Raw genomic sequence first — 26,836 nt, 5'->3', positions numbered from 1 at the left:
TTAATCGTAAGGAAAAGGAACAGATCGTGTTATCCGTTCCTTTCTCCCACTATTCTTCTTATCCCATTCTCGTATGTGTATCTTCATCGTGAGAATAGGTTGGTTTTTTATTTTTTCGACGGACATTCTGTTTCTTCCCGCCATTAGGTGTAACCTGTTCTCTTTGCAGGTTCTGTCTGATTTGAGATTTCATCAGCAGACGAGTCACTTCGTACTCGATCTCTCCAATCATTTCCTCAAACAGAGTAAAACCTTCCTGCTGATATTCGGTCAGTGGATTGAACTGTCCATATGAACGCAGTCCGATTCCTTGACGCAGCTGATCCATCTGGTCGATATGATCCGTCCATTTACGGTCAACGACTCTAAGGATAACCACTTTCTCAAATTCAAGGACCTGTTCCTTACCGTTAAGCTGAGATGTTTTCTCATCGTAATTGGCACGGGCCAAATCGACTAGCAGGTCAGTGATCTGAGAAGCCGACTTACCTTTAAGGTCATCCTGTGTCAGGTCTTCTGGATGAACAAGTACAGTATGCGCAAATTCTTCAATGTGTGCCAGATTCCATTTCGTTCTGTCTTCCTGCTGAGTATTCAGCTGAACATAACGCTCGATCGTTCTTCTGATCATCGGAAGCGTGACATAACCAAGTGATTCCTGTTCCAGAATCACTTCCTGACGCTGAGAATAAATGACTTCACGCTGTTCTCTCATGACATCATCGTATTTCAAAACATTACGACGGGTATCATAGTTGTTCCCTTCCACACGCTTCTGAGCTGATTCCACTTGTCGGCTAATCATTTTACTCTGGATCACAGCATCGTCTTCTGCAATTTTTAACCGCTCGAGAACCATGCGGATACGTTCTGAACCGAATCGTTTCATAAGATCGTCTTCAAGAGAGAGGTAGAATTGTGATACTCCTGGATCTCCCTGACGGCCGGCACGTCCACGCAACTGATTATCGATACGTCTGGATTCGTGACGTTCTGTCCCGATAACTGCCAGTCCCCCGAGTTCTTTGACTCCAGGTCCCAGTTTGATGTCAGTACCACGACCAGCCATATTTGTTGCGATCGTTACCGCACCAGGCTGTCCAGCATTTACGACAATTTCAGCTTCTCTGAAGTGATTTTTAGCATTCAGTACTTCATGAGGCACACCGGCTTTTTTAAGCAGGTTGCTGATCAGTTCTGATGTTTCAACTGCAACCGTACCGACAAGTACTGGCTGACCTTTGGCATGACGTTCTTTGATGTCTTGAACCACTGCATTGAATTTACTCTCAAGAGTCGGATATAGAAGATCGTCACGGTCGTCACGGATAAGCGGTCGGTTCGTCGGAATAGCTACAACATTCATATTGTAGATTTCTCTGAATTCTTCTTCTTCTGTCTTGGCAGTACCCGTCATCCCCGACAGCTTCTTGTACATACGGAAGTAGTTCTGGAACGTGATCGTGGCCATAGTTTTGGATTCTTTCTGGATCTCCACATTTTCTTTCGCTTCGATCGCCTGGTGAAGTCCGTCAGAGTAACGACGCCCTTCCATGATACGACCCGTAAACTGGTCAACGATTTTTACTGCACCTTCGTCAACAACATAATCGAAGTCCTTGTGCATGATAAAGTTTGCTCTCAATGACTGATCCAGGTGATGCACTAAGGCCTGGTTTTCGATGTCGTACAAGTTGGAGACACGGAAAGTCTTCTCAGCCTTTTCAATCCCTTCTTCAGTAAGGGAAATCGATTTGGACTGAAGATCGATTGTGTAGTCTTCCTCTTCTTTCAAGCCTTTTACGAAGAAGTCACAGCGCGTATAAAAAGAAGTTGAACGGTTGGCCTGACCGGATATGATCAGAGGTGTTCTCGCTTCATCAACGAGGATCGAGTCGACCTCATCCAGGATCGCAAAGTTCAAAGGACGCTGAACCATCTGTTCTTTATACACAACCATGTTGTCTCTTAAATAGTCGAATCCCAGTTCATTGTTTGTAGAATAGGTGATATCGCATTTATAGGCTTCTCGTTTTTCTTCAGATGATTTCGAGTTCAGATTCAGCCCGACAGTCAGTCCCATCCAACGGTAAAGTTCACCCATTTCATCAGCATCACGTGTAGCCAGGTAGTCATTGACTGTAACAACGTGAGCTCCTTCCCCTGAAATTGCATTGAGGTATACAGGCATAGTCGCTGTCAGTGTTTTACCTTCACCGGTTTTCATCTCGGCGATATTTCCTTCGTGAAGAGCAATCCCCCCCATTAGCTGAACTCTGAATGGATAAAGTCCCAGGACTCTTCTCGCTCCTTCTCTGATAGCTGCAAAGGCTTCTACCAGCAGATCATCCAGGGATTCTCCAGCAGAATACCTCTTTTTAAACTCTTCGGTTTTAGTTTTCAGTTCATCGTCAGACAGTGCTTCCATATCGGCTGACAATGCTTCAATTTTATCGGCGATTTTCCCATATCGACGTAACGTTTTTTTATCGTTCTCAAAAATCTGCTTTAATAAATGAGCCATGAATACAAATCTCCTCTATTCGTTGATTCTTCGTACACTTTCGGATTTTCTCATACTTTATTATCATACCACTATTACCCTGCAAAAAAAAGGCTTGAGAGTGTATATCCACAGCAGTGTTCTGATTTTGTTCATAAAAAAAAGGCGGACATGCTGCCCGCCTTTGGAAACGATGAATCAATCTGTTTCGATCAGTCCATATTTTCCGTCTTTACGTTTATATACGATGCTTGTTCCATTAGTATCTGCATCTTCAAAAATGAAGAAGTTATGTCCCAGCATGTCCATTTGAAGCACCGCTTCTTCAGCATCCATCGGTTTCAGACTCAGACGTTTTGTTCTGACGATTGATGTGCTCAATTCTTCTTCGTCGTCGCTTTCGATGTTCAGCTCTGCCCATAAGTCCGACTCGGCTTGCTGATGCGCAACTACGCCTTGGGAACGGCGGTTTTTTCTATTGATTTTAGTTTTATATTTTCTCATTTGTCGTTCCAGTTTATCAACGACTAAATCTATGCTTCCATATAAATCTGGGGAAGTTTCCTCCGCACGAAGGACAACATATGGAAGTGGTATAGTGACTTCAACTTTTGCTGTTTTGTCAGAGTATGTCTTCAGATTGACGTGTGCATTGGCTTCAGGAACATCATTGAAATATTTCTCGATTTTCCCTACTTTTTTCTCAACATACTCTCTAATTGCCTGAGTGACCTCAATGTTTTCTCCTCTAACATTGTATCTAAGCATAATACTTCACCCTTCCAAATCTAGTATAATATATGTTGTAATTATACAACCAATATTATCATCAAGCAATTATATTCCTTTATTGCTTACTTCAAGTATACATGAGAACGATTACTTTCTCAATGAAATTGTATCTGTATTTCTCTTGATTATCTAAATAGTGAAAAGGATCTGATAGAAGAAGGTTCCATCGGAAGAATCAGGTCTAAGGCATGATAAATTGTTCGACCAGTAGTATAAATATCATCTACTAGCACAACTGGTTTCCCTCGAATCAGTTTGTCATAACAGGAATCTATCTCAAAGGGTTGAGGACTTTCAAGACGCTGTTTCCTGTTTTTTTTTGACTGTCTTCCGCATTGATATCTGTTTACCAGAACTGGATTGTACGTGACTCCCGAGACAGCGAGAAGTAGCTCTGTCTGATTGAACCCCCTGGTAGAATAACTTTCTCTGGATACAGGAATTGGGATGATCACCGATTTCTGTCCTATTTTCCTGAAATACTCTCTTACTTCTTTAACGAACAGTTCGGCAATAGCACAGTCACCTGTGAACTTGAACTGTTCGATGATCTGACTTGCGAATTCGTTGTAAGCGTACATTGCCTCGTGAGTATGGATGTGTCCCTGATATGTCTTCTGCCATCTTAGACAATCCGAACAGTAATCGCTCTTTCCCTGAATACGGCAGCATCCTCTGCACGTCAGTTGATCATTCAGACTCTCCAGTTTCTCTCTGCACTGAAAACATAAGGTGTCGGGTTGCAGTTCAAAGCGGATCAGCGCATGTATTGTCAAGGTATTCGAATGAATCGTCCCGCACCATTTACATCTGCTCATAAGAGGAGTCCTTTCTTTGCTGCTTGGCTGTTCATCTGTCTGATCTGTTGTAATGCTCTCTTGGAGGATCTGGTCCACTCTTCAAGATAAAAAGTCACTTTGCCTTCAGGATAGTCAGCAGACCGACCGGCCCTTCCTGCAATCTGTACAAGAGCCGCTTCCGTGTAGACATCGTGGTCGGCAGCGAGAACGATGACATCGATATTTTTGAATGTTACGCCTCTTTCGAGAATAGTGGTTGTTATCAAAAATTGCAGCTCTCCTTTCCGCATGGACTCTACTTTTTCTTTTCTGAATGGATCCTGAGCATGGACACTTTCAAATCTGGTGGTACTGAAAAATCGTCTTAGAGCTGGCAGAATGCTATCCATCAGTCTGATGGTCGGGATGAACAGCAGAAACTTCTGTCCCCGAGAAATAAGCATCAGAATCTGTCTGCATGCTTTGGAGGCGGATATATCACTCATAGAAAATATATCTTTTTCCCTGATGATTTTCGGCACAGGAAGCGGGTAGCCGTGATAGCGCGCAGGCAGAATACTGGCTTCGATCTGACCCTTTGCAATTTTTCTCTGCAGCTTCCTGTCAGGTGTAGCCGTCAGATAAATAGTACTGGACTGTTTTTTTACTGCCTTTTCTGATGCATAGTACAGCCCTTCATTCTGATAATAAGGAAAGGCGTCAATTTCATCTATAATCAGTACGTCAAATGCCTCTTTAAATCGAAGGAGCTGATGTGTCGTTGCAATTACCAGCTGAGTGTAGATATAGACAGACTCCTCTCCTCCATAAAGCAGAGCAGTCTGAATATCAGGAAAGGCTGCTTGAATCCTTGGGGCCAGTTCCAGACAGACATCTATTCTGGGTGAAGCCACGCAAACTCTCTTTCCCGCCTCCAACGCCTCACTGATTCCTTTAAACAGCATCTCTGTTTTACCAGCTCCAGTAACGGCCCATACCACACGATCTGTAAATTCTTTAATAGAGAGAACAATTTCTTTAGATGCTTTTTCCTGCTGCTCCGACAAACTCCCCTGCCATTTCAAATAGGGTACGGGCTTTTTTGAAAACAAATCTGCCGCTTCACAGGTCACTAGTTTATCGCATGCTCTCACCTTTCCCAGCTGAATGCAGTACCTACAGTAGATACAATTGTTCCCGCAGATACACGGGTATCTTTCAGTAAGTTTGGAGAAAGAGCCACACCGACTGCACTGAGCTCGTCTTTTAACTATATGAAATGCCGGCCGGAATGTACACCCAGAGAGGTCACTTTCTGTATACTCAGTGAGCAGATCACTGAGCAGAAGTTCCCTGCCAATCAGATTAGTCAGGTCCACCTATCTTACCTCCTCTTTTTATCATAGTTTTCCGCTAACTAATATATTGTCCGTCTATTTTAAAACTCACGAAAAAAGGCCACCACTTTGGGTGACCTTTGAATAAATATATAAATGCTGTGGCTTACATTCTGGAGTAATCTTTCGTCCAGGACATTCCGATAGCTCCTTCGCCAGTATGAACGCCGACGACGGGTCCCAGAAAACTGAAGTTGAAGCGGACAGTCGGATACTTTTCTTCCAAGGATGCCATGAATTCTCTGGCTTCTTCTTCACAGTAGGCGTGGACAACAGTCGCCTGAATAGGAAAATGAGAGTTTTTCACAGACTCTTCAAAGACACTCTCCATCTTTCTGACTGCTTTTTTCTTGGTTCTGATTTTGTCGAATGGAATAATCTCTCCAGCTCTCATCGTGAGAACAGGTTTTATCCTAAGCAATGTCGCGACGCCCCCGGCAGTTTTAGACAGACGTCCACCTTTTATAAGATTTGTCAGATCATCGACAACGAAATAGATTTCAGTCTCTGATTTCAGTTCTTCCATACGCTCAATAATATCGTTTACTGATTTACCCAGCTTGGCCATTCGTGCAGCTTCCTTGACCTGAAAAGCCAGTCCTGCTCCTGCCAGACCTGAATCAACCGGATGGACTGAAATACCTTGTATAGATTTCGCAACGCTGAGCGCGTTCTGGAAAGTCCCCGAAATCCGGCTTGACAGATGGATACTGATGATTGCATCATAGTCATCTTGCAGACTTTCATACAAAGCCGTGAAATCCCCTACAGTAGGCTGCGAACTCGTCGGCAGCTGTTCGGCTTCTCTAACTTTTTCAAAGAATTCATCCGTAGTCATATCGATTTCTTCTTTATATACTTTTTTCCCAAAGATACAGGATAAAGGTACAAAATGAATATTTCCCTCTTTGTACTCCTGTTCATTTAAGTACGCCGTGCTATCTGTTACAATTGCAATACGCATATTTAATTTTTCACCTCCTATTATATGAGTTGACCTGGTAGACTCATTCAGCCCATTCCTGGCTGACTACGTCTCATATAAAAGACTGACTTCTATTATACACTAACACAAGAACGAATTGAAAGGGACCTGAGTATGAAAAACTTTCGAACTTTGAAACAGAACGGCCAGTATGAGCTGATTATAAAAAAATCACGCTTCATATGCACATTAGCACGAACAGAGACCGAAGAGGAGGCCCAGCAGTTTATCGATACGCTGAAGAAAGAGCACTGGAAAGCTAATCATAACTGTTCGGCCTACCTCATAGGTGAAGATGGAATGATACAACGGGCATCTGATGATGGCGAACCCAGCGGAACCGCCGGTGTGCCAATGCTTGAAGTCCTGAAAAAAAATAATCTTCAGAATGTTTCAGCAGTGGTGACCCGCTATTTCGGCGGGATTAAACTTGGAGCTGGAGGTCTAATCAGAGCCTACAGCAGTGCTGTTAGCGAAACACTCAAAGAGCTCGGTATTGTCGAAAAGAGACGCCACCAGTTTATACAGATCACCGTTTCATATCCGATGAGCGGCAGGTTGCAGAATGCTCTCCATCAGTCTACTTATCGTCTGGAATCCATTGACTATACTGACCAGGTCACATTTACCTGCCTAGTCGAGAGTGAACGTATCCATACATTCGAAGAAGAAATCACTGAGTGGACCAGTGCCCAGTTTTCTCAGTCTAACGGGGCTGAGGCATGGGTTGAAGTGCCTTTAGATGTCTAAAATAAGAATAAATCGTGAAAAGTGAGCAAATCAGACTGTTATTTTCTTTGAGTCTCTTGACACTTACGGTCATTCAGCCGATAATAATACAGGATTACTTTTTTTAATTATAGTAAGGCATCGAAGGAGACAGTAAAGTGAGTAAATTAAAACCAAATTCTAGAATGTTTTCAAATCATCGTCAGAAAAAGAAAAAGCAGCGAATTATTCTAGGGATCCTTATTCCATTATTTACTGTCATTCTCATAGGAGCTATGTATGTTGCACATTTATTTGCCACGATCGAAAATGAAATCGATGCTTCATTCGTAGAAATCGACAGGCCGGAACCAGTTGAAGAAGTCAACCCTATCGATCAGCCGGTCTCTTTTCTTTTCATGGGAATCGATAACGACGAAGTGCGTGGCCTTCAATCCACTCGAGCAGATTCCATCATATATGCTACTTTAAACCCTTTAACACATGAAATGAATATGCTGTCCATTCCACGAGACACCTATGTGCCGATCATGAGAAACGGCACAGTCGTTCGATGGGACCGAATCAATGCCGCTTATGCAATCGGCGAAGAAAGCGTCATGGTCCAGACGATCGAAGAATGGCTGGACGTCCCTGTCCACTACTATGCTACCTTCAATTTTAATGCCTTTTTAGATATTATTGACGAACTTGGCGGTATCGAAATGGAAGTGCCTGTCACGATCACTGAAATGGACTCTTCCGATCAGTCCGGAGCGATCCAACTCGAAAAAGGGGTCCAAAACCTTAACGGAGAAGAAGCCCTGGCTTTAGCTCGAACACGAAAAATCGATGATGATGTTGCACGTGGTCATCGCCAGCAGCTGATTATTGAAGCGATCATTCAGAAAGCTCTTGAATTTCAGTCAATTTCCAAATATACAGCTATTGCTGAGACAGTGGGAAGCAACATGCGTACGAACATGAGAATGAGAGATATGACAGCTATTGCCCAGACTGGGTTGAACCAGGCGTTTACTGTTGAATCACATGTATTTGAATGGTCAAGTTATATTGAAAGAGACATGGACCTGGTTAGGATTCAGCCTCAGAGCTTCACTGCAATCCAGTCCGCACTTCAGGATTCCCTGAACCGTACAGAAAAAGTTGATCAGTCTAGTTTGTCTGAAGACAGATCAGAAACTCAGACCAGCAGTTCCAGCGAAGAGGCATCTGGAGCTGGAGATTCATCAGACTGACCTTGAACTGTCATAAATGTTTCATATTCATGATACAATAAAAATCACGTTTTCAGATCAGTAAGTACTATTATCTACTGAACTGGAAACGTGATTTATTTATTTTCGAAGAAAAGTTTACATCCTGTTCTTGAAAAAAGACTATTAACTGGACAGCACTAGTCTTCCCCGTTCAGTTTCCTGCCGAAATCTTTCAGCTTTTTTAATAGCGGACGACGGTCTTCTCCCACAAGCCCTATGATTTCTACAAAGAGCTCGACACCCAACATGACGAAAATAGTCAGAAGAATCGACCCGATCAGTGTTGAAAAATTATAAAGCATGGCGATTACTGAAAAAATAGCAGATACACAGTAGATAGCGAGCACTGTCTGCCTGTGTGATAAGCCCAGAGACATCAGACGATGATGAATATGATTTTTATCCGCAGTTGAAATCGACTGCCTGTTCAATTTCCTTCTTATCATGGCAAACAGCGTGTCCGTGACAGGAATCCCTAAAATAATGATTGGAAGGATAAGGGAGATAAGAGTGGCATTTTTCAACCCTTGAAGGGAGAATACACCGATCATGAATCCGAGGAACAATGCCCCCGTATCTCCTAGAAAGATACTGGCCGGCTGAAAATTATATGGCCAGAAACCTGCTATCGCCGCTACCAGGACGAATGTCATGATCGAAACCGAAACTTCTTCAACGGTGAGGAAGAAAAATCCGATAACTCCCATAGTAAGCAGGGCAATCATAGAAATACCACTTGCTAACCCATCCAGTCCATCGATCAGGTTGATTGCATTGGTCAGACCGACGATCCACAATATGGTAAAGGGCATCTGCCAGGAACCGAAAGAGAGGGTCCCGAAGTAAGGTATCGTCATCGTTTCAAGAGCCACATCCCCAAGCCCGTATACGAGCCCTGCAGCAGTGATTATCCCAATCAGCTTAACCAGAGGCTTCAACTCATATTTATCGTCGATCATCCCGGTGATGACAATCACCGATGCTCCAGCGAAAAGTGGAACGATCTGAATATACGGAATAGGCAGGAGAAAGAATGATGAAAAAAAGAAAGCAATAAAAATAGTGATGCCTCCCATCGTCGGCATAACTTTATCATGCACTCTTCGTTCTTCAGGGACATCCAGTATATTGAATGCCCTGGCGACGACTTTGAAGACCGGTGTTAAAATCAGGGTGCTGATCATGGTAAATATACAAACCATCAGCACAATAAACATATTATACATATTCCTACTCATTTCTTTAAACATTTTATATAATTATAGCATCCTGTATGGAAAAATCCCAATTGCAATTAAAAACAACTTGAATTAAACTTATTAATAACACACATTCCTGTTTTAGAAAAGAGGGCTCTATGCAATCAGACAGACAGACACAAAAAGAAAAACGAAAATTATGGGTTAAACGTAGCTTGCTGACTGCTGTCATAGCTCTTGCCATTGTAGTCGGTACCTTTTCAGGATACTATGGCTATCAAATCGTTCAGCTCCTGGCAGATGTCTCTGAAGATACTCCCGAAGAACTGAGGGATACTTCAGAAAGTGATGAATCGATCAGAGCTATGCACCCGATTTCGATTCTCGCTCTCGGACTGGACGAAGATGACGTATCGAGCCGCTCTGATTCCATGATGGTTATTACGCTGAACCCAGGGCAGGAATCAACGAAAATCGTTTCAATCCCGCGTGATACACTTATCACCTTGCCAAACAGTGACAGGCAGGAAAAAATGAACGCCCTTCATGCCATTTACGGCATTTCTGGTGTTATCGATTATATTGAAGACTACCTGGCCATTCCCTTATCCTTCTATGTAACGTTAAATTTTGACGGTCTGGTCGATTTAGTAGATGCTGTAGGAGGTATTACTGTTGACTCCCCGCTGTCCTTTACCGTACAGGACAGTGAGGAAACCTTAAATGCCATAGAGATCGAAGAAGGTATGCAGAAACTTGACGGAGAACAAGCACTCGGCTACGCCAGAATGCGGAAGCAGGATCCACGCGGTGATTTCGGTCGACAGGAAAGACAGCGTCAGGTCATCGAAGCCCTGGCAGATAAATTACTCTCTTTCGGTTCGATTGCTAATCTGACCCCCATCCTTAATGCGATTCGTCCCAATATGCAGACCAATATGACGGGACAGCAGATCATGTCTGTTGCATCAAACTACAGACCAGCTGCACAGAGTGTAGAATCCATAGAGATCGCCGGTACAGAAGATTTTGTCTACTTCCCGGAATATGGTCATGAGTTGTATGTATACCGGCCTTATGAACAAAGCCTGCTCGCTGTTCAGGAAGAACTGCAGGCCCATCTGGAACTGGAAGATGTTCTTGAGACTGGAATAGACGAAGATCTTCCTCTTGAGAACGACAACAGTTCAGATGATACCACAGATGAATCTAGAAATGATACGATTACAGACTGATCCATTACCCGATATATAGAAAAAGTGAAGACAGCCCCCTTGTACCGGGTCTGTCTTCACTTTTTATTTCGTTGCCTCCAGAAAGAACTCATATCTTGCCCCTACGTACTGGGCACGTACATATTCAAAAGGTTCATTATTTTGTGTGTAACTGACCTGTCTAAGTCTCAGGATAGGGGCTTCCCTCTTAATATGAAGCAGGTCTGCTACCTTTTCAGAGGCCCATGTCGCCGAGATAGTCTGTTCCGCTCTAGCTACTTCAAACCCCTCTTCTGATAGTGTGCGGTATAGATGACGAGTCAGCTGTTCTTTACTGAATTTCTCGACGATCCGCTGAGGAAGAGTGGCCACCTCAAAGCAGATCGGTTCCCCGTCTGCATAACGAATCCTCTCCATGACCCGAACTGCTTCTCCCCGACCGAGCTGAAGTTTTTCAGCTTCACTTTCACTGGCCCGCTTTGAGTAATAAGACACCAATGTGCTCGATGGCTGTTTTCCGAGCTGTTCTATGGTTTCTGTAAAACTTGGTATGCCGCTCAGTTTTTCCCGGACTTTATCAGAAGCCACAAATGTACCGGCACCCCTTCGTCTTTCAAGCAGCCCTTCTTCTACCAGCGAACTCACTGCTTGTCTTGCTGTCATTCTACTTACACCAAAGGTTTCAGCAAGCGCTCTTTCTGAGGGTATCTTCTGCCCTTTTTTCCATTCATTTGAAACAATCATTTGTCTCATTTTATTGTGCATTTCAATATATACAGGAATTCTGTTAGTCATTTGCATTCCTTTCTAAAAAAGAGACGATATTACAGCTGACTGGCAGCTTCCTCATCTACTATGATAACGACATCAGGATGTGTCTGAAGAATACTCGAAGGAACTTCTTCTGTTACAGGTCCGTGGACGGTTCTCGCTATCGCTTCCGCCTTGTTCTCACCATATGCCATTAATATAATCTTCTTAGCAGACATAATAGATTTAATCCCCATAGAGAAAGCATGTCTTGGTACATCTTCTTCGGAATCGAAATAGCGTTTGTTAGCATCGATTGTTTCCTGTGTCAGAGTAACTTTGTGCGTCTTACTATCAAATGGTGTTCCCGGTTCATTGAATCCGATATGTGCATTTGTTCCGATCCCGAGTATCTGAACATCGATCGGATGAGCATCAACTATTTTATCGTACTTTTCCGGCTCTGTGTTTTCATCTCCAAGTCCATCCGGTATAAATGTCTGCTTGAATGGCTTATAATCGAATAACTGTTTTTTCATAAAAGTATGGTAACTCTGAGGGTGATCTTTTGATAAACCAATATATTCGTCCAGATTGATGGCTGTCTTATCTGAAAAATCCAGATCACTTTCTCTTAATTCTCTATAAAGTGTTTCAGGAGTGCTTCCTGTTGCAAGTCCAAACACTTCCGCTCCACTTTGAATCGCTTCTTTGATCAATTCAAACGCCTTTTTCCCTCCTTCGTTTCTATCTTTTACTTTTATAATTTTGATAGTGCTATTAGTTGATTTCATGTATCTTCCCTCCTGAGATAGTAGATAAAATAGTTAAATTTTCATCCATGATGAGCAGGTCTGCATCACAGCTTGGCTTCAGCTGACCTTTCTTATTGAGTCCAAACTCTTTAGCTTGATTGAATGCACTCATTTTAACAGCTTCTTCTATAGAGCAGCCTGTATAGTCAATCATGTTTCTGAACGCATCAATGAAGGTCAGGACGCTGCCTGCGAGCGACCCATTTTCAAGCCGCGCCTGCTTGTCTTTAACTGTAACAGTTTGTCCGCCCAGCTCACTTTCTCCATCAGGTAAGCCCTTCGCACGCATAGAATCTGTAATGAGCTGAATGCCGTCCGCTCCTTTAGTCTGGTAAGCAAGTCTGACCATCGGCTCTGAGATGTGATAGCCGTCCACAATCATCTCTACCATCACTTCTTTTTCAAGTAGACCATAGCCGCTGACACCAATCTCACGATGATGCAGACCTTTCTGACCATTAAAGAGATGGGTGATGTGTGTGGCTTTAGATGCCTTCAGTTCCTCGTATGAAGCGCCTGAATGTCCAGCTGAAAGAACGATCCCATTTTCAGAACAGTACTCTTCAAATTCCTCTATGTCTCCAGTCTCCGGTGCATAAGTGATCAGTTTGATCAGCCCACCGCTTTCTTCCTGCCACTTTTTAAGCGTATCAAGTTGAGCTGGTCGAATAAAAGCCTCCGGTTGAGCTCCTTTAAAGTCTTTTGATATGAATGGTCCTTCAATATGAATACCCTGGATGACTGAATTGCTTTCAGCAGCCTCTTTTACAGCTTTGACAGCAGCTTCGATCTGCTCATCGGATTGAGTGATCGTTGTTGCAAAGTAAGAAGTGATTCCCTCTTCAAGCATTTTATTGACCATTTCACCTATCTTGTCAGCGTCTGCATCCATCACATCCACTCCATATCCGCCATGACTATGGACGTCTATAAAGCCTGGGATGATCATTTTTCCATCAAGATCCTGTACTTCATCCGTTTCTTCTTCTTCAAAGGCTTCCATTTTACCTACACCAGTGATTTCCTCTGTGAAGCGGATATAGCCGTTGTCGATTTTTCCTTCGCCAGTATAAATACAGGCGTTTATCATTACTTTTGCCATGACAATCCTCCCTATATTTTATGTATATAAAACCCTTCACCGGTAAGCAAAGGGTTTTATCATAATCAATGTCCGGTTGATCTTACTTCCAGAACTCATCAAATATGGTTATAGGTAGATGACGTTTATGCTGGGTTTTGAGATACCAGTCTTCAATTGTTTCAGCAGCTTCTTTAGACACTTCTTCGCCGATCAGGTATCGGTCGATCTCATCATAAGTGACCCCAAGAGCCTCTTCGTCAGCTAGACCAGGCTTGTCGCTTTCAAGGTCAGCTGTTGGTGTCTTCTCTACCAGATGCTTAGGTGCATCAAGTTCTCTAAGAAGCTGTTTTCCCTGCTCCTTGTTCAGTCGGAACAGAGGATTAAGATCCGTACCGCCATCTCCGTATTTGGTAAAGAATCCTGTCACTGCTTCAGCCGGATGATCCGTACCCAGTACTACGCCGTCAGTATCTCCAGCAATGCCGTACTGAGCGATCATTCGTGCGCGAGCTTTAATATTTCCTTTATTGAAATCACTGATTTCAAAATCATTCGATTCCAGACTTTTTTCCAGTGCATCTACAGATCCCTTGATATTGACTTTGAATACTTTGTCAGGCTGAATCCATTCGATAGCATCCATGGCATCTGCTTCATCTGCCTGCTCACCATATGGCAGCCGCACAGCGATGAAAGCATAGTCTTCTCTGCCCGTCTCTTTCCTTAACTCTTCCACAGTCAACTGGGCAAGTTTCCCTAATAGAGTGGAATCCTGTCCTCCTGATAAACCCAGGACGAGTGTCTTCAAAAAGCTGTGCTTTTTAAAGTAATCTTTCATAAGATCGATCGATTTTCTTATTTCTTCTTTAGGATCGATTTCAGACTGTACCTGCATTTCCTCTACAATCAGTTTCTGTAAATCTGACATCATAACAATCGCTCCTTCGGTTTGATTTTTACATATGAATCGATTTAAAACAAGGCGTCATTTTCTGAATGTGTAGATTTCGCAATCTCCTTGAACAGCTTGATCGTTTCAACTTTCGCATCATATAGCTCCTGGGACAAGTCGACTGGATACGGTTCTGGATTCAGAAGGCGCTTATTCTCTTCCCATTGTTCCGACAGGCTTTCTTCAGCATATCTTTTGATTTCTTCAAGTTCAGGCATGTCATACACCAGTTCACCGTCTACAATGATATCCTGCAGAAGAGGACGCGCAGTAAAATCTTTTACCGTTTTGTTGATGTATGTGTACTGAGGATGGAACATGTACAATTCATCCTGCTGATCCGGACGTTCCCCATCCAGTGCAATATAATCCCCTTCAGGCTTCACATTGTTCTTTGAACGAATGCGCCAGACCTGCTTTTTGCCTGGAGTAGAAATCTTAGCAGCATTTGCTGTCAGCTTAAGTGTGTGGTGCATCTCTCTATCGTTTCCTTCGACCGACACGATTTTATAGACTGCTCCTAAAGCTGGCTGATCATAGGCTGTTATCATCTTAGTCCCGACTCCCCAGACATCAATTTTTGCTCCCTGCATCTTAAGGTTTAGGATGGTCTCAGCATTCAGATCGTTAGATACAAAAATTTTGGCATCTGGATAGCCAGCTTCGTCCAGCTGCTGTCTAACTCGCTTGGATAAATAGGATAAATCTCCTGAATCCAGTCTTACACCCTGGAAGTTAATCTTGTCGCCCATTTCATTGGCCACTCGAATTGCATTAGGGACACCAGAATCCAGGGTATGATACGTGTCAACAAGGAACACACAATCTTTGTGTGTTTCGGCGTACGCCTTAAATGCCTGGTATTCATCTCTATAAGCCTGCACGAGTGCATGAGCATGGGTTCCCGCAGCCGGAATACCGAATACTTTTGCGGCTCTTGTATTACTTGTCGAATCACAGCCTCCTATATAAGTTGCACGTGCTCCCCATAACGCTGCATCAAATTCCTGAGCTCGTCTAGCTCCAAACTCAAGGACCGGATCATTTCCGGCAGCACTTTTGATCTGCGATGCTTTAGTCGCGATCAGAGTCTGGAAATTGACAATATTCAATAGAGCGGTCTCAATCAGCTGACAGTCAGCCAGCGGCCCTTCCACTTGAATGAGTGGTTCGTTGGCAAAAGCAACCTCGCCTTCCTTAAAAGAGCGGATCGTTCCTTTAAAACGCCACTCTTTAAGATAGTCCAGAAAGTCTTCAGGAAATGTTTTAATTTCTCGCAAGTACGCAATATCTGACTCTGAGAACTTTATGTTAGTAATATAGTCGACGACGCGTTCAAGTCCGGCGAAAATCGTATACCCCATGCCGAATGGGTTGGATCGGTAATAGACTTCAAATACTGCTTTTTTTGTATGGTTGGCTTTCTTCCAATGTGTATATATCATATTGAGTTCATAAAAATCGGTATGCAATGCCATACTGTCATCTGCATAAGTTTGATACATTCTTTTTCCTCCTTAAAACGGGCACTTCTCTGTATGCAAGTATACCATAATTCTGACTGACCTGCGCCTCGTCTGTCTGGAATGACTAGTTTTTTGAAACAAAAAAACCAGCTACCTGTTGATGCAGGTCTCTGATTTTAGATTATACTATTATAAAATGCGATTACCTGGTTAGACTGTTCACTTAAGGAGAACTTTAATGCTGCTTTTCTCAATTGTCTGCCTTTCATCTGCAAACTTCCCTGTTGCCATTCTTTTTGAGCGGAGATCAAAGCTGATTTCAACTCTTCTCGGCTTTCGTTCTTAATCAACCAGCCAATATCTGGAGTGTTCAGAAGATTGTTTACATCCCCTACATCAGTAGCAATTACAGCAACCTCTTGTTCAGCTGCTTCAAGCAAAACGAGGGGAAAACTTTCACTCCTAGAGGGATGGACTAGAAGATCACTGCGCCTAATTAAGGTTTTTAGCTCGTCAGAACCTAGCCATCCATTGAAATAAAACTTAGCAAGTCCTTCATGCTTCTCTGCTCGTACCTTTAACCGCTCATATTCTTCCCCTTCTCCACAAATATGAACCTGGCATTCAAACTCTTTCATATCTGATAAAGCATCAAATAGAAGGTCATGATTTTTAATAGGATGCAATCTTCCAATTGTGATAATTGAGAATACATCTGTAATTCTATCTGATGAATCGATGGGCTTAGGTGCAGCAAAGTCGATACCATTATTAATAACTCTTATCCTATCTGTCTGAACACCTAAATCGATAATAATGTCTTTAATTTCCTTGGAAACTGCAATAACTCCATTTGCTCCAGTCAGACAGGTCGTATTTATTTTTTCGAATACTTTCCATTTTAAATTTTTCTTTTCAAAATCGAGTAGAGGATTGCTGTGAATCGTTGTCACCCATTTGGCTTTTATAAAGGGGCTTAGAAGTCGAATAAAGAGATTGGCGCGAGGGCCGTGTGAATGGACAATATCAAACTCCTGACTGTTAATGTACTTTAACAGGTGTATCAGTACACGAAGATCATATCTGCTCTTCTGCTCAAATACTGTGACTTTCAGCCCCCTTTGCCTAGCTGCCTGAGCAACCGGCCCCTCTTCCAAAACGAGCAGTTCAGCTGACTCACCTGTCTCCTCAAGTGCACAGAGTAAAGAAACGATATGGACCAGTCCACCACCAAACTCGTTTCCTGCGTTGATATGGGCTGTTTTCATATCGTTTCTTCCTTCTTGTTCTGTCTGTAAACTTCCCTTATGAAATAAGGCAGGGCAAGCATGCGCTTGTATCTTGACGGCTGCTTGGCGAGTCGGTAAAGCCATTCGATATGGAACCGTTGAACTAAGTACGGGGCACGTTTGGTTTTACCCGAGAGGACATCAAAGCTTCCGCCTACTCCGACCGCAATCCCATAATCAGCCGCTGCCAGATAAGACTTAATCCATTTCTCCTGTCTGGGAAAACCGAAAGCTACCAGAACAATATCAGGTCGAGTGGCTTTGACCTTCTCAATCATCTGAGGGTCTTCGTGATTGAAGTAGCCGTGATGGTATCCGGCGATTTCAAGATCTGGCCATTTCTCACTGACATTACTGACAGTCAGATTAATGATGTCTTCTTTGGCGCCGATAAAATACACCCGTTTATTGCTCAGGCTTGCTAGCTCAAGAAGGCCCAGCATCAATTCGAATCCAGGAACTCTCTCCTTGATTGGGGTCTGAAGTTTTCTGGAGGCCTGAACTATCCCGATTCCGTCCGGTGCAATAAAATCAGCCTCCATCAACAGTTTATAATAGTCCGGATTGTCATGAGCATACATGACAATTTCAGGATTAGCAGTCACAAGAAAAGTCTTTTCTTTTCTGTTCATACGTTCATACAGTCTTTCCAGAAATTCTTTTCGTGTCATATTGTCAAAAGGAATACCAAGAATCGTTATCTTATTCTGCATTTAAATGTTCATCCATTCTTGTTAAAAAAAGTAAAGCTGAAGATACATAGTCAGAAGCAGGTAACATTCAGAGCATTTAGTTAGTCTATAGCTACCTGATTTTTACCATTTTGTTTGACTTTATAAAGCAGACGGTCCGCACGGTTAAAGAATTGACTAACTGTTTCCGACGGACGAAATTCAGCAATTCCTGCACTGCTGGTCACTTCAGCCGGTTCAGTAAAGTCATTCCCATGAAAAGAAAGGCGAATCGACTCAGCTAAATCTCTCGCTTCTCTCAAATTTGTACCTGGAAGAACGAGAAGGAATTTGCCACCCTCAAAAGTTCCCGCCAGATGACCTTCCTGAAGTTTTTCCTGTATAATCACTGCAGCTTTCTTAATCAGTTCATCCCCGAAAAGAGGACCATAAAGAGAATTGTGTTTTTGAAGATTATCTATGTCAAAAACTATCATAGATAAGGTTTCCAGCTTATTCTTGCTTGTTTTTGATATGAGACTGCCCAGCTTGACAAGGATATTAGACCGGTTATACAGCCCTGTCATCACGTCCCGTTTAGACTGAAGTTCCCACTCTTTGTTTTTTCTCAACAGCTCTTCTTTTTCCTCTGCATAGTCAGAAACATCAAAAACGATTCCTGAGAGGAAAAGAGGACTCCCGTCTTCTGACCGCTGAGTAACTTTACCCCGGTCATAATACGTTTTATAGCTTCCATCTTTTGTCCTGATCCGATATCTGACTTCCCATACGGGTATTTTACCAGCAAGATGATCTCTCATTTCATCCATAACACGTTCATAGTCATCCGGGTGGAGACGCTCAGTAAAGAACTGAAAATCCACATAGTCGGGAAGTTCTTCCTTCGTGTATCCCAGCGCTGTAGCTTTTTTCGGGTTGAAAGTGACTTTATTAGCCGGAAAGTCCCAGAACCAGTGTCCCAAATTGCCTGTCCATGCAAATTCGAGCGAATCCTGCTGTTCCTGCTGATCAAGCAACTCTCGATTTAATCTTCTGACGGTCGCCAGTTCTTCTTTCAATCGTTCGATTTCCTGTTCTTCTTCGTTCATAAAATCGTCTCCTTTAGTATATCCAGTATAATACAGAAAGCTTACTATTTATACATCTGGAAAGATCTAATCAGAGAAATAAGAGAGAGTTCACATAATTGTCGATTTTAAAGGAAAGACAGCTCGATGCTTATCTAATATTTTTTTATTAATCTTCAGATCTCTCGATCGAAATCAGATGAACTTGAAGAGGATGACTCTCCATAACTGGCCCTTCATGAGTAACCATTACCTGATCCCCCAGTTCGAAGTTCTGATTATCTCCTGGATTGATAGAAACTTCAGTACCCGCTTGCCGAATTTCTTCTCCTTCATCCGGCTCGATAATCAACGTGCCATCTTCTGCTACTCGAATTACTGTGCCTGAAAATACAGACGGTTCTTCCCTGTCAGCTGGATCACCTGTATCCTGTGCCCTGCATCCTGCTGAAACGATGATGAAAAGAGCCATAAAGGCTGCTATTTTCTTCATTTCATCCCTTCTTTCGCTTGATTTAATGTTTCTTAAGAAGCAGCTGATCTATAAAATGATCAGTGGTCTTGTGAATAATCATGTCGGCTCTAAAACGTGTTGGAAGAATATATTCCTGAAGATTCTTCAAGTTGATGGTCCGCCAAACATTTTTAGCCATTTTAAAAGCCTCTTTTCTGTCGCCGACTGCATAAGGGTAATAATAGTTACTTGGATCCTTGAAAGCTGTCTGGAGAAGAAGACCGAAACGCTCGAGGTACCATTTTTCGATACGATCAGGTTCAGCATCCACATAAAAACTGAAATCAAAGAAATCGCTCACAAATATTTTTTCATTGGCAGGAAGCTGAAGGACGTTGATTCCTTCTACAATAAGGATATCCGGCTGGTCAATAGTTTCAAACTGATCAGGAACGATATTGTATAACTTATGTGAATACAGTGGGACTTTAATATTCCGACGTCCGCTTTTTACATCTCCCATGAATGAAATAAGCCTGTGCATGTCATAACTTTCAGGGAAGCCTTTACGATTAAGCAGATTTCTTTCCTGAAGAACTTCATTCGGATACAAGAACCCATCAGTCGTAATCAGGTCAACTTTCTTATTCGGATAGGCTCTGGCCATCATGGTCTGAAGAAAACGAGCCAGTGTGCTTTTTCCAACTGCTACACTTCCGGCAATACCAATGACATACGGCTCTTTTGACTCTGGTCGATTCAGGATTTTTTTAATTTCTTTCTGTCTTTTATGATAATGCTTCAGATACTGATGCAAAATTTGAAGAATAGGCAAGTATATTTCTTTCACGTCTTTGACAGAAACCCGGTCATTCAATGATCTCAGTGATTCCACTTCCTGATCTGATAAGGAAATCTCAGTGCGGTTGTTCAGATTTTTCCATTCTTCTCTGTTAATGATATAAAACGAATCGGATTCTCTCATCCGTTTCCCTCCGCTCTATGCTAATAATCTCTCCTAGTTTACCAAATGTGCATACCTCTTCACAATATAGCTGTTTTTATTTCGGGTACTAAATTAAAACTTTAATTAATTTTAAAGATCACTTGTTATGATAAATTAGTGTTTTTGTATAATATAAGTTAAGATAAATAAGATCAATCCTACTAGAACAACCGAGGTGAATTCATGAAGACCCTATCAGATCAGGCAGTCGGTACTGCACATGGAAAAATCATTCTTATTGGCGAGCATGCTGTCGTCTACAATGAACCGGCTATCGCCATGCCCTTTATGGCCACTCCAGTTGAGGTCATTATAGAAAAAATCAACGGAGGAAGTGTCATATCTTCCAGTTATTACCAGGGTCTTTTACAAACAGTCCCTGATTCACTTAAGAACTTAAAAAGTCTGATCCAGTCGATCTGCAGTGATCTGAATCAGCCTGTTGATGGTCTGAGCATATCCATATCCAGCCTGATCCCGCCTGAAAGAGGAATGGGCTCCAGTGCGGCGGTGGCAACGGCACTTGTTCGTGCTTTATTTGCCTATTTCGAAAGAGATATTGCTCATGATACTTTACTGAATTATGTTGAAATTTCTGAAAAAATCGCTCATGGGAATCCTAGCGGCCTGGATGCACGTGTTACCAGCAGTGCATCACCTATTTACTATAAAAAGAACAGTCACTTTGCCTCGATTCCTTTGCATGTCTCAGGCTACCTTATCGCTGCAGACACCGGCATGAAAGGTCAGACCAAGAAAGCAGTCAGAGATGTTGCGAGACAGATGGAACGGGCATCGCATCAAACACTGACGATCATAAAGAAAATCGGTCATCTGACGGAAGAAGCAAGGCTGGCCATTCAGGATGATCATGTTGAGCTCCTTGGTGAACTGCTGACGCTTTCCCATGACTGCCTCAAGCAGATCAATGTGAGCAATGACCGACTCGATCATCTGGTAGACACCGCTATAAAGAATCATGCCCTGGGAGCAAAACTGACGGGTGGCGGTCGTGGTGGATGTATGATCGCACTGGCTCGTACAGCTAAGCAGGCTAAACTGATCGCACATAAACTGATGGAGAACGGAGCAGTCGAAACCTGGATCCATGCATTAGGAGAGAATAGCAATGAATAAATGGGTACGTGCACACACAAACATCGCCCTGATTAAATACTGGGGAAAAGAGAATGAAGACCTGATCATTCCTAAAAATAACTCTCTGTCACTCACATTAGATGCGTTTTATACAGATACTTCTGTAACATTTGATGATGCACTGACTGAAGATGAACTCATCCTTGATGGAGATAAGCAGGATGCCCGAACATTAAGCAAGGTTCAGAGAGTTCTGGATGAAGTAAGGACACTCGCAGGGCTCGAATCTAAAGCACGTATTGAAAGCATCAATCATGTACCAACTGCAGCTGGACTGGCTTCCTCAGCATCTGGTCTCGCGGCTCTTGCCGGTGCAGCAAGTCAGGCAGCCGGACTAGATTTATCTGATCAAGAATTATCCAAGCTTGCACGCATAGGATCCGGTTCAGCCTCTAGAAGTATATTCGGTGGATTTGCTGAATGGATCAAAGGGCATGATCACGATTCTTCTTACGCTGTTCCAGTTGATGACGCCCAATGGGATATCGGTATGCTGTTCATTATTGTCAACGATGCTAAAAAAGATGTCTCAAGCCGGGACGGAATGAAACGGACAGTCGAGACATCTCCCTTCTACGACGGGTGGCTGAATTCACTGGACGCTGATTTGTCTGCCATGAAGCAGGCTGTTTCCTACCGTGATATTGAGCAGGTCGGTCAGATTGCCGAACGGAATGCGCTTAAGATGCATGCAACAACATTGGGCGCTTCTCCTCCCTTTACTTACTGGACAGCTGAAAGCATGAAAGCAATGGATGCTGTCCGTGAATTAAGAAAGTTGGGCTATACAGCCTACTTCACAATGGATGCAGGCCCGAATGTAAAAATCATCTGCAGACAGTCAGACTTGTCTGCTTTAAAACAGGAACTGTCTAAAACATTTGAAGATAAACAGTTGATTGCTGCAAAACCAGGTCCAGGCCTGCATCTGCTCAACTGATTCCTGTCATCATCTATTTAACGGAGGGAAAGATCCATGCTGCAAAAAGCAGAAGCTAAAGCTCCTGGAAAACTCTTTATAGCCGGTGAATATGCAGTTGTCGAACCAGGGTCTCCCGCAGTCATCGCTGCTGTTGACCGGTTCATTACTGTTTCAGTTTCACCTGCAAGAAAAGAGACAGGGACGATCCACTCCTCTGTTCTTTCAAATGAACCGTTAGACTGGATTATCGGTGATCATGAGGTCATCTTGGAAGAACCGGATCAGAGAGCGTCTATCATGACAGCAACTCTGAAAGCACTCTCACGATATCTTCATGATTACGGCATCAAGCTGGCTCCTCTCGATATATATGTAACAAGTGAAATGGTCAGCAGCGATGGTCTGAAATATGGACTAGGATCCAGCGGAGCAGTAACAGTCGCTCTCATACAGGCTGTTACTCGAGCGTACGCACTTAATTTGAACCCTTTACAGGTTTATAAGCTTGCCTGCCTCTCCCATCTATCTTTGGGAAGCAGAGGATCCTTCGGAGATCTCGCTGCAGCCAGCTTTACAGGGTGGATAGCCTATACCCGTTTCAGCAGTCAGCCTGTTTACGATATGCTTGATTCTCTCAGTACGAGAGAATCAGTCGAGCGACACTGGCCTGATCTGATGATCGAGTCCCTGCCACCCATCAATAACTTACACTTCCTGGTAGGCTGGACAGGAGCACCCGCGTCCACTGAAAACCTGGTCAAAACGGTTTCCCGTTCAGATGATGCACTGACTTACACTCGATTCCTCGAAGAAAGCAGGCACTGTGTAACCGATCTGATCGATGCCATCAAAAAACAGAATCAGGAAGGGTTTCTTGCAGCCCTCTCCCGGAACCGGGACATTCTATATGCAATGACGGCTTTCCAGAAACGTGTATATGTCACACCTCTTCTAGAAAAACTGCTTCAGACAGCCGATGCACATCAGGCTACTGGCAAAATTTCCGGAGCTGGCGGTGGTGACTGCGGTATCGCCTTTTTACCTGATGAAATGGATCCTCAACCTCTTTTGTCCGAATGGAAAAAAGAGGGGATCACCCCACTTTCACTGGCTGTTTATCATGAGCCAACTAAACTGACTTAATGGAGTGACCTTATGCCTAAATCAAATAACAGAAAAAACGAACATGTTTCGTTGTCAGAAAAATTCTATGACGGACAAGTCTCGTCTTTTAAAGATATTTCTTTTGTCCATCATTCTTTTCCAGAAATGGATGTCTCCGATGTCGATCTGTCCGTTTCTCTAGAAGGACTCAACTTTTCTGTCCCCTTCTTCATCAACGCTATGACTGGAGGAAGCGAATGGACCGGAAAAGTAAATGAGAAACTGGCCATCATCGCACGTGAAACAGGTCTGGCTATGGCTACCGGCTCAGTGAGTGCCGCTTTAAAGGATCCTGAACAGGAAGAGTCATTTAAGATCGTTCGTAAAGTTAATCCTGATGGCCTGGTATTTGCTAATCTAGGAGCTGGACATGGACTGGAAAATGCAAAAAAAGTCGTGGATATGCTGGACGCTGATGCATTTCAGATTCATATCAATGCGCCTCAGGAAATTGTCATGCCGGAAGGTGACCGCGAATTTAAAGGATGGCTGGACAATATTGAATCCATAGTAAATGGACTTGATGTGCCCGTCATAGCTAAAGAAGTCGGCTTCGGCATGAGTCGAGAAACCATCCGTTCACTGGAATCTATCGGTGTAAAGCTGATCGATATCAGTGGTCAGGGTGGAACCAATTTTGCACAGATCGAAAATTTCCGTCGCAAAGATTTTAAGCTGGATGATCTGGAAGAATGGGGTCAGACAACCGCGGTGTCATTATTAGAAGCGGGAGATAGCATAGTGAATGCCCACGTCATTGCCTCCGGCGGTATTCGTCGTCCGATGGAAATGGTCAAAGCCCTGTCACTCGGTGCATCACTCAACGGACTGTCAAGCCAATTCATGCATATGGCACTCAAAGACGTGGACCAGGCTATTGTGACGATCAGTCAGTGGAAGACTGAACTGGCGCATATCATGACGCTCTTGGGGGCCAAAACAGTAACTGACTTAAGGAAAACTGATGTCATCATCTCTGGCAAGACTGCGCAATGGTGTCATGCAAGAAACATCTCAATCCAGAAATATGCTTCCCGTACCTAGATGGGAAGTTTTTCATATCATCTGAGGCGTGCCCTGAAATCCAATGACCTAAGTTAAAGAAAGGTGATGTAATGGCAGACAGGAAAAAAAGCTTCTTTCACTCTGAAGTATGGAAGCTGATCTATATTCTTTTACAGTGTACCTGGGGACTTCTTCAGAGCACGATCGGTTTGATTTTATTTCTGATTTTTCTCCGTTGTCCTCATGACCGTTTTCATGGCAGCATCCGTACAAAATGGCCAACATTGAATGGCATATCGCTGGGCCTGTTCATTTTCACGCCCAACGACAAAGATAGTCGACTTCTCCGAAGATATAATGGGAACCAGTCTCGTCTGACTGACCAATGCGAACGCATGTCAGTTCATGAATATGGCCACACCTATCAATCGCTCATTCTTGGTCCGCTTTACCTGTTCACCGTGGGCATCACTTCATTGGGCTGGTCCCGACTGAACCGCTACAAGCAATTACGAAAAGAATACGGTGTGCCGTATTCTTCATTATGGACAGAGAGGTGGGCAAACGATCTGGGAGAAAAAGTACTTGAGCGGCCATCGATCAGACATTAATTCAAAGCATACTAAAAGCACAGCTTGGGTGATTGACTACTTTTCTCCCCCTAAACTGTGCTTTTTATGTGCCGCCATCTTCCCCTATCTTTTCTGGGTTTAAACTTGTTCGAGGTAGGCAATGATAATAGTATTGATTGAGAACTATTTTGGTGATTCTGACAGTCGTCAGGATCTTCTTAGTGCCGAAGTACAGTTGGGTCACAGTTGATATTATTTGGAGTCTGTCTTGGAACCCATTCGAGCTCTTTTTGCTCTCCACTTTTTCGTAAGATGCACCTTCTAAACATCTCGAAGGTTCTTATTGTCTCCAGTTAGGTCACAAGACACGACTTAGAACACATTCAGACCGTAGTCCCACCCAGGTTGGACTACTAGACGATGAGCCACATCAAGCTGATCGCACTGACTCCTAGAATCATAGACCAGAGCAGACTTCTTGTTTTCAAAGCCAGCAAAATGACAAGAACAGAAGGCAGCAGTTTTATATTCATGACAGGATTCAGATTAAAAGACTCCTCCCAGAAAAACACATCGGAGGCTACAAGAGCCGCAAAAATAGACACCGGGATGAAGGACATCCAGCGGCTTAATGAAGGCGAAATCTCTTTTTTACTTAACAGAAGCAGCGGGAAAAAGCGTGGAACAAATGTCACGACAGCCATTCCCGCTATTAGTACGACTTGATGTTCAAGCATGGCTGTTTCCTCCTTTAATGCGATCGGTTCTATTTTCAACTATATAGCCTATGCATGAAGCTAAAACTGTCGCGATGACCAGTGCGATGTTGTGCTGAAGAACTACTGTCAGAATGACTGTAAAGCAGACTGAAGCAATTGCCGCCACAATATGTGCCTTAGACACGAACTGCATAACCATCATACACAGAAACATAGCAATGAGTGCATAGTTCATTATGAGTGTGTTGATGGGAAACTGACTTCCGATTACTCCACCAAGAATGGTACTGACGATCCATGTGCTGTAGTTGGACAGACTGGTCACCAATGCCTCATTTGGGTGCCACTGATTATTCTGAAACCTGGAGTAGTTGATGCCAAAGGACTCATCAGACAAGGTATGACCGAAGAGTCCTAGATAAAGTAAGGACTTATCTTTGACAAAGCTCGATATACTGGCAGACATCAGAACATGTCTCAGATTCAGGAAAAAAACCATAAGGATAACCGACGGAACAGACGCCCCCATAACGACCAGACTTGCCGCAAGGAACTGGGCGGCACCCGCATAAACCAGCAGGCTCATCATCATGATCTGTCCGACCGTAAAGCCGGCATCATATAGGACGATTCCACAGGCTATTCCCAAGGCAATATAGCTCGCCATAATGGGTGTACTGGCTTTTACACCACTGATAATTGTATCTCTTCTCATTTTCAGCACCTCTACTTCTATGTAAATATTATAATAGTATAGCATAGTTTTTCGGCTATTAAAAAAGCAGCCTTCAAGAGTATGTGTCAAGACTTTGGCGGAAACTTTTTTTCTAGAGATGGTAACTCTTCAATTTTAATATTAAAATG

General features: G+C 43.2%; 26 protein-coding genes. 8 read left to right on the top strand and 18 right to left on the bottom strand.

Annotated elements, in window-relative coordinates; translation table 11 throughout:
* Positions 1-58: 58 nt before the first annotated feature.
* The 5 genes from secA to ABFX15_RS09965 form a co-directional block, all read right to left on the bottom strand.
* Complete coding sequence (gene secA, locus ABFX15_RS09985) at positions 59-2,524, bottom strand: preprotein translocase subunit SecA (protein ID WP_346025271.1); 2,466 nt, start codon at positions 2,522-2,524, stop codon at positions 59-61.
* Between the two features lie 177 nt (positions 2,525-2,701).
* Complete coding sequence (gene hpf / locus ABFX15_RS09980; protein ID WP_346025270.1) at positions 2,702-3,271, bottom strand: ribosome hibernation-promoting factor, HPF/YfiA family; 570 nt, start codon at positions 3,269-3,271, stop codon at positions 2,702-2,704.
* Between the two features lie 149 nt (positions 3,272-3,420).
* Positions 3,421-4,113 carry a ComF family protein gene (locus ABFX15_RS09975; RefSeq protein WP_346025269.1) on the bottom strand — a complete coding sequence of 231 codons (693 nt, stop codon included), beginning with the start codon at positions 4,111-4,113 and terminating at the stop codon, positions 3,421-3,423.
* Positions 4,110-5,207, bottom strand: a complete 1,098-nt coding sequence (locus ABFX15_RS09970; protein WP_346025268.1) for an ATP-dependent helicase ComFA — start codon at positions 5,205-5,207, stop codon at positions 4,110-4,112. The genes ABFX15_RS09975 and ABFX15_RS09970 overlap by 4 nt, the downstream gene beginning before the upstream one ends.
* Positions 5,208-5,577: 370 nt before the next feature.
* On the bottom strand, positions 5,578-6,435 hold the full coding sequence (locus ABFX15_RS09965; protein WP_346025267.1) for a DegV family protein: 858 nt from the start codon (positions 6,433-6,435) through the stop codon (positions 5,578-5,580).
* A gap of 135 nt (positions 6,436-6,570) precedes the next feature.
* Between ABFX15_RS09965 and ABFX15_RS09960 the strand changes: the two genes are divergently transcribed.
* Together ABFX15_RS09960 and ABFX15_RS09955 are read left to right on the top strand one after the other, a co-directional pair.
* Positions 6,571-7,206 (top strand): YigZ family protein, encoded by a 636-nt coding sequence (locus ABFX15_RS09960; RefSeq protein ID WP_346025266.1) that lies wholly within the window; start codon positions 6,571-6,573, stop codon positions 7,204-7,206.
* 137 nt (positions 7,207-7,343) lie between these two features.
* The gene (locus tag ABFX15_RS09955) at positions 7,344-8,423 is read left to right on the top strand and encodes an LCP family protein (protein ID WP_346025265.1); all 1,080 of its coding nucleotides are present in this window, start codon (positions 7,344-7,346) and stop codon (positions 8,421-8,423) included.
* 158 nt (positions 8,424-8,581) lie between these two features.
* On the opposite strand, the gene ABFX15_RS09950 is transcribed toward ABFX15_RS09955, so the two are convergent.
* Positions 8,582-9,682, bottom strand: coding sequence for a glycosyltransferase family 4 protein (locus ABFX15_RS09950; RefSeq protein ID WP_346025264.1), 1,101 nt, complete (start codon positions 9,680-9,682; stop codon positions 8,582-8,584).
* Between the two features lie 119 nt (positions 9,683-9,801).
* On the opposite strand from ABFX15_RS09950, the gene ABFX15_RS09945 reads away from it, so the two are divergent.
* Positions 9,802-10,878, top strand: a complete 1,077-nt coding sequence (locus ABFX15_RS09945) for an LCP family glycopolymer transferase (RefSeq protein WP_346025263.1) — start codon at positions 9,802-9,804, stop codon at positions 10,876-10,878.
* A 63-nt stretch (positions 10,879-10,941) separates the two neighbouring features.
* On the opposite strand, the gene ABFX15_RS09940 is transcribed toward ABFX15_RS09945, so the two are convergent.
* The 10 genes from ABFX15_RS09940 to coaA form a co-directional block, all read right to left on the bottom strand.
* The gene (locus tag ABFX15_RS09940) at positions 10,942-11,652 is read right to left on the bottom strand and encodes a GntR family transcriptional regulator (protein ID WP_346025262.1); all 711 of its coding nucleotides are present in this window, start codon (positions 11,650-11,652) and stop codon (positions 10,942-10,944) included.
* A gap of 29 nt (positions 11,653-11,681) precedes the next feature.
* Entirely contained in the window at positions 11,682-12,380 is a 699-nt protein-coding gene (locus ABFX15_RS09935; RefSeq protein WP_346025282.1) for a glucosamine-6-phosphate deaminase, read from the bottom strand.
* A gap of 7 nt (positions 12,381-12,387) precedes the next feature.
* Positions 12,388-13,524, bottom strand: a complete 1,137-nt coding sequence (gene nagA, locus ABFX15_RS09930) for an N-acetylglucosamine-6-phosphate deacetylase (protein WP_346025261.1) — start codon at positions 13,522-13,524, stop codon at positions 12,388-12,390.
* 82 nt (positions 13,525-13,606) lie between these two features.
* Positions 13,607-14,434, bottom strand: coding sequence for an ammonia-dependent NAD(+) synthetase (gene nadE, locus ABFX15_RS09925; protein WP_346025281.1), 828 nt, complete (start codon positions 14,432-14,434; stop codon positions 13,607-13,609).
* Positions 14,435-14,478: 44 nt separating this feature from the next.
* Positions 14,479-15,963 carry a nicotinate phosphoribosyltransferase gene (locus ABFX15_RS09920; RefSeq protein WP_091478219.1) on the bottom strand — a complete coding sequence of 495 codons (1,485 nt, stop codon included), beginning with the start codon at positions 15,961-15,963 and terminating at the stop codon, positions 14,479-14,481.
* A 137-nt stretch (positions 15,964-16,100) separates the two neighbouring features.
* The gene (locus ABFX15_RS09915; protein WP_346025260.1) at positions 16,101-17,192 is read right to left on the bottom strand and encodes a glycosyltransferase family 4 protein; all 1,092 of its coding nucleotides are present in this window, start codon (positions 17,190-17,192) and stop codon (positions 16,101-16,103) included.
* Positions 17,189-17,926 carry a WecB/TagA/CpsF family glycosyltransferase gene (locus tag ABFX15_RS09910; RefSeq protein ID WP_346025259.1) on the bottom strand — a complete coding sequence of 246 codons (738 nt, stop codon included), beginning with the start codon at positions 17,924-17,926 and terminating at the stop codon, positions 17,189-17,191. Before ABFX15_RS09910 ends, ABFX15_RS09915 begins: the two co-directional genes overlap by 4 nt.
* Before the next feature lie 80 nt (positions 17,927-18,006).
* Positions 18,007-18,993 carry a GGDEF domain-containing protein gene (locus ABFX15_RS09905; RefSeq protein WP_346025258.1) on the bottom strand — a complete coding sequence of 329 codons (987 nt, stop codon included), beginning with the start codon at positions 18,991-18,993 and terminating at the stop codon, positions 18,007-18,009.
* A gap of 148 nt (positions 18,994-19,141) precedes the next feature.
* The gene (locus ABFX15_RS09900; RefSeq protein ID WP_346025257.1) at positions 19,142-19,465 is read right to left on the bottom strand and encodes a hypothetical protein; all 324 of its coding nucleotides are present in this window, start codon (positions 19,463-19,465) and stop codon (positions 19,142-19,144) included.
* Between the two features lie 22 nt (positions 19,466-19,487).
* On the bottom strand, positions 19,488-20,411 hold the full coding sequence (coaA, locus tag ABFX15_RS09895) for a type I pantothenate kinase (RefSeq protein WP_346025256.1): 924 nt from the start codon (positions 20,409-20,411) through the stop codon (positions 19,488-19,490).
* 204 nt (positions 20,412-20,615) lie between these two features.
* Here coaA and mvk point away from each other — a divergent pair, with 204 nt between their 5' ends.
* The 5 genes from mvk (at position 20,616) to ABFX15_RS09870 (ending at position 25,292) form a co-directional block, all read left to right on the top strand.
* Positions 20,616-21,569 carry a mevalonate kinase gene (gene mvk, locus ABFX15_RS09890; RefSeq protein ID WP_346025255.1) on the top strand — a complete coding sequence of 318 codons (954 nt, stop codon included), beginning with the start codon at positions 20,616-20,618 and terminating at the stop codon, positions 21,567-21,569.
* On the top strand, positions 21,562-22,530 hold the full coding sequence (gene mvaD, locus ABFX15_RS09885; RefSeq protein WP_346025254.1) for a diphosphomevalonate decarboxylase: 969 nt from the start codon (positions 21,562-21,564) through the stop codon (positions 22,528-22,530). Before mvk ends, mvaD begins: the two co-directional genes overlap by 8 nt.
* A gap of 36 nt (positions 22,531-22,566) precedes the next feature.
* The gene (locus ABFX15_RS09880) at positions 22,567-23,655 is read left to right on the top strand and encodes a phosphomevalonate kinase (protein WP_346025253.1); all 1,089 of its coding nucleotides are present in this window, start codon (positions 22,567-22,569) and stop codon (positions 23,653-23,655) included.
* 12 nt (positions 23,656-23,667) lie between these two features.
* Positions 23,668-24,720, top strand: coding sequence for a type 2 isopentenyl-diphosphate Delta-isomerase (gene fni, locus ABFX15_RS09875; RefSeq protein ID WP_346025252.1), 1,053 nt, complete (start codon positions 23,668-23,670; stop codon positions 24,718-24,720).
* A gap of 71 nt (positions 24,721-24,791) precedes the next feature.
* Positions 24,792-25,292 carry a hypothetical protein gene (locus ABFX15_RS09870; RefSeq protein WP_346025251.1) on the top strand — a complete coding sequence of 167 codons (501 nt, stop codon included), beginning with the start codon at positions 24,792-24,794 and terminating at the stop codon, positions 25,290-25,292.
* A 374-nt stretch (positions 25,293-25,666) separates the two neighbouring features.
* Here the strand turns inward: ABFX15_RS09870 and ABFX15_RS09865 are convergent, their stop codons facing one another.
* Positions 25,667-25,990, bottom strand: coding sequence for an AzlD domain-containing protein (locus ABFX15_RS09865; RefSeq protein ID WP_346025250.1), 324 nt, complete (start codon positions 25,988-25,990; stop codon positions 25,667-25,669).
* Entirely contained in the window at positions 25,983-26,687 is a 705-nt protein-coding gene (locus ABFX15_RS09860; protein ID WP_346025249.1) for an AzlC family ABC transporter permease, read from the bottom strand. Before ABFX15_RS09860 ends, ABFX15_RS09865 begins: the two co-directional genes overlap by 8 nt.
* Between the last annotated feature and the right edge of the window lie 149 nt (positions 26,688-26,836).

The sequence above is a fragment of the Alkalibacterium indicireducens genome (genome assembly GCF_039522005.1).
GTDB classification, from domain to species: Bacteria; Bacillota; Bacilli; order Lactobacillales; family Carnobacteriaceae_A; genus Alkalibacterium; species Alkalibacterium indicireducens.
Note: the sequence above shows the minus strand (reverse complement) of the source record. Positions and strands in the feature narration are given on the sequence as shown.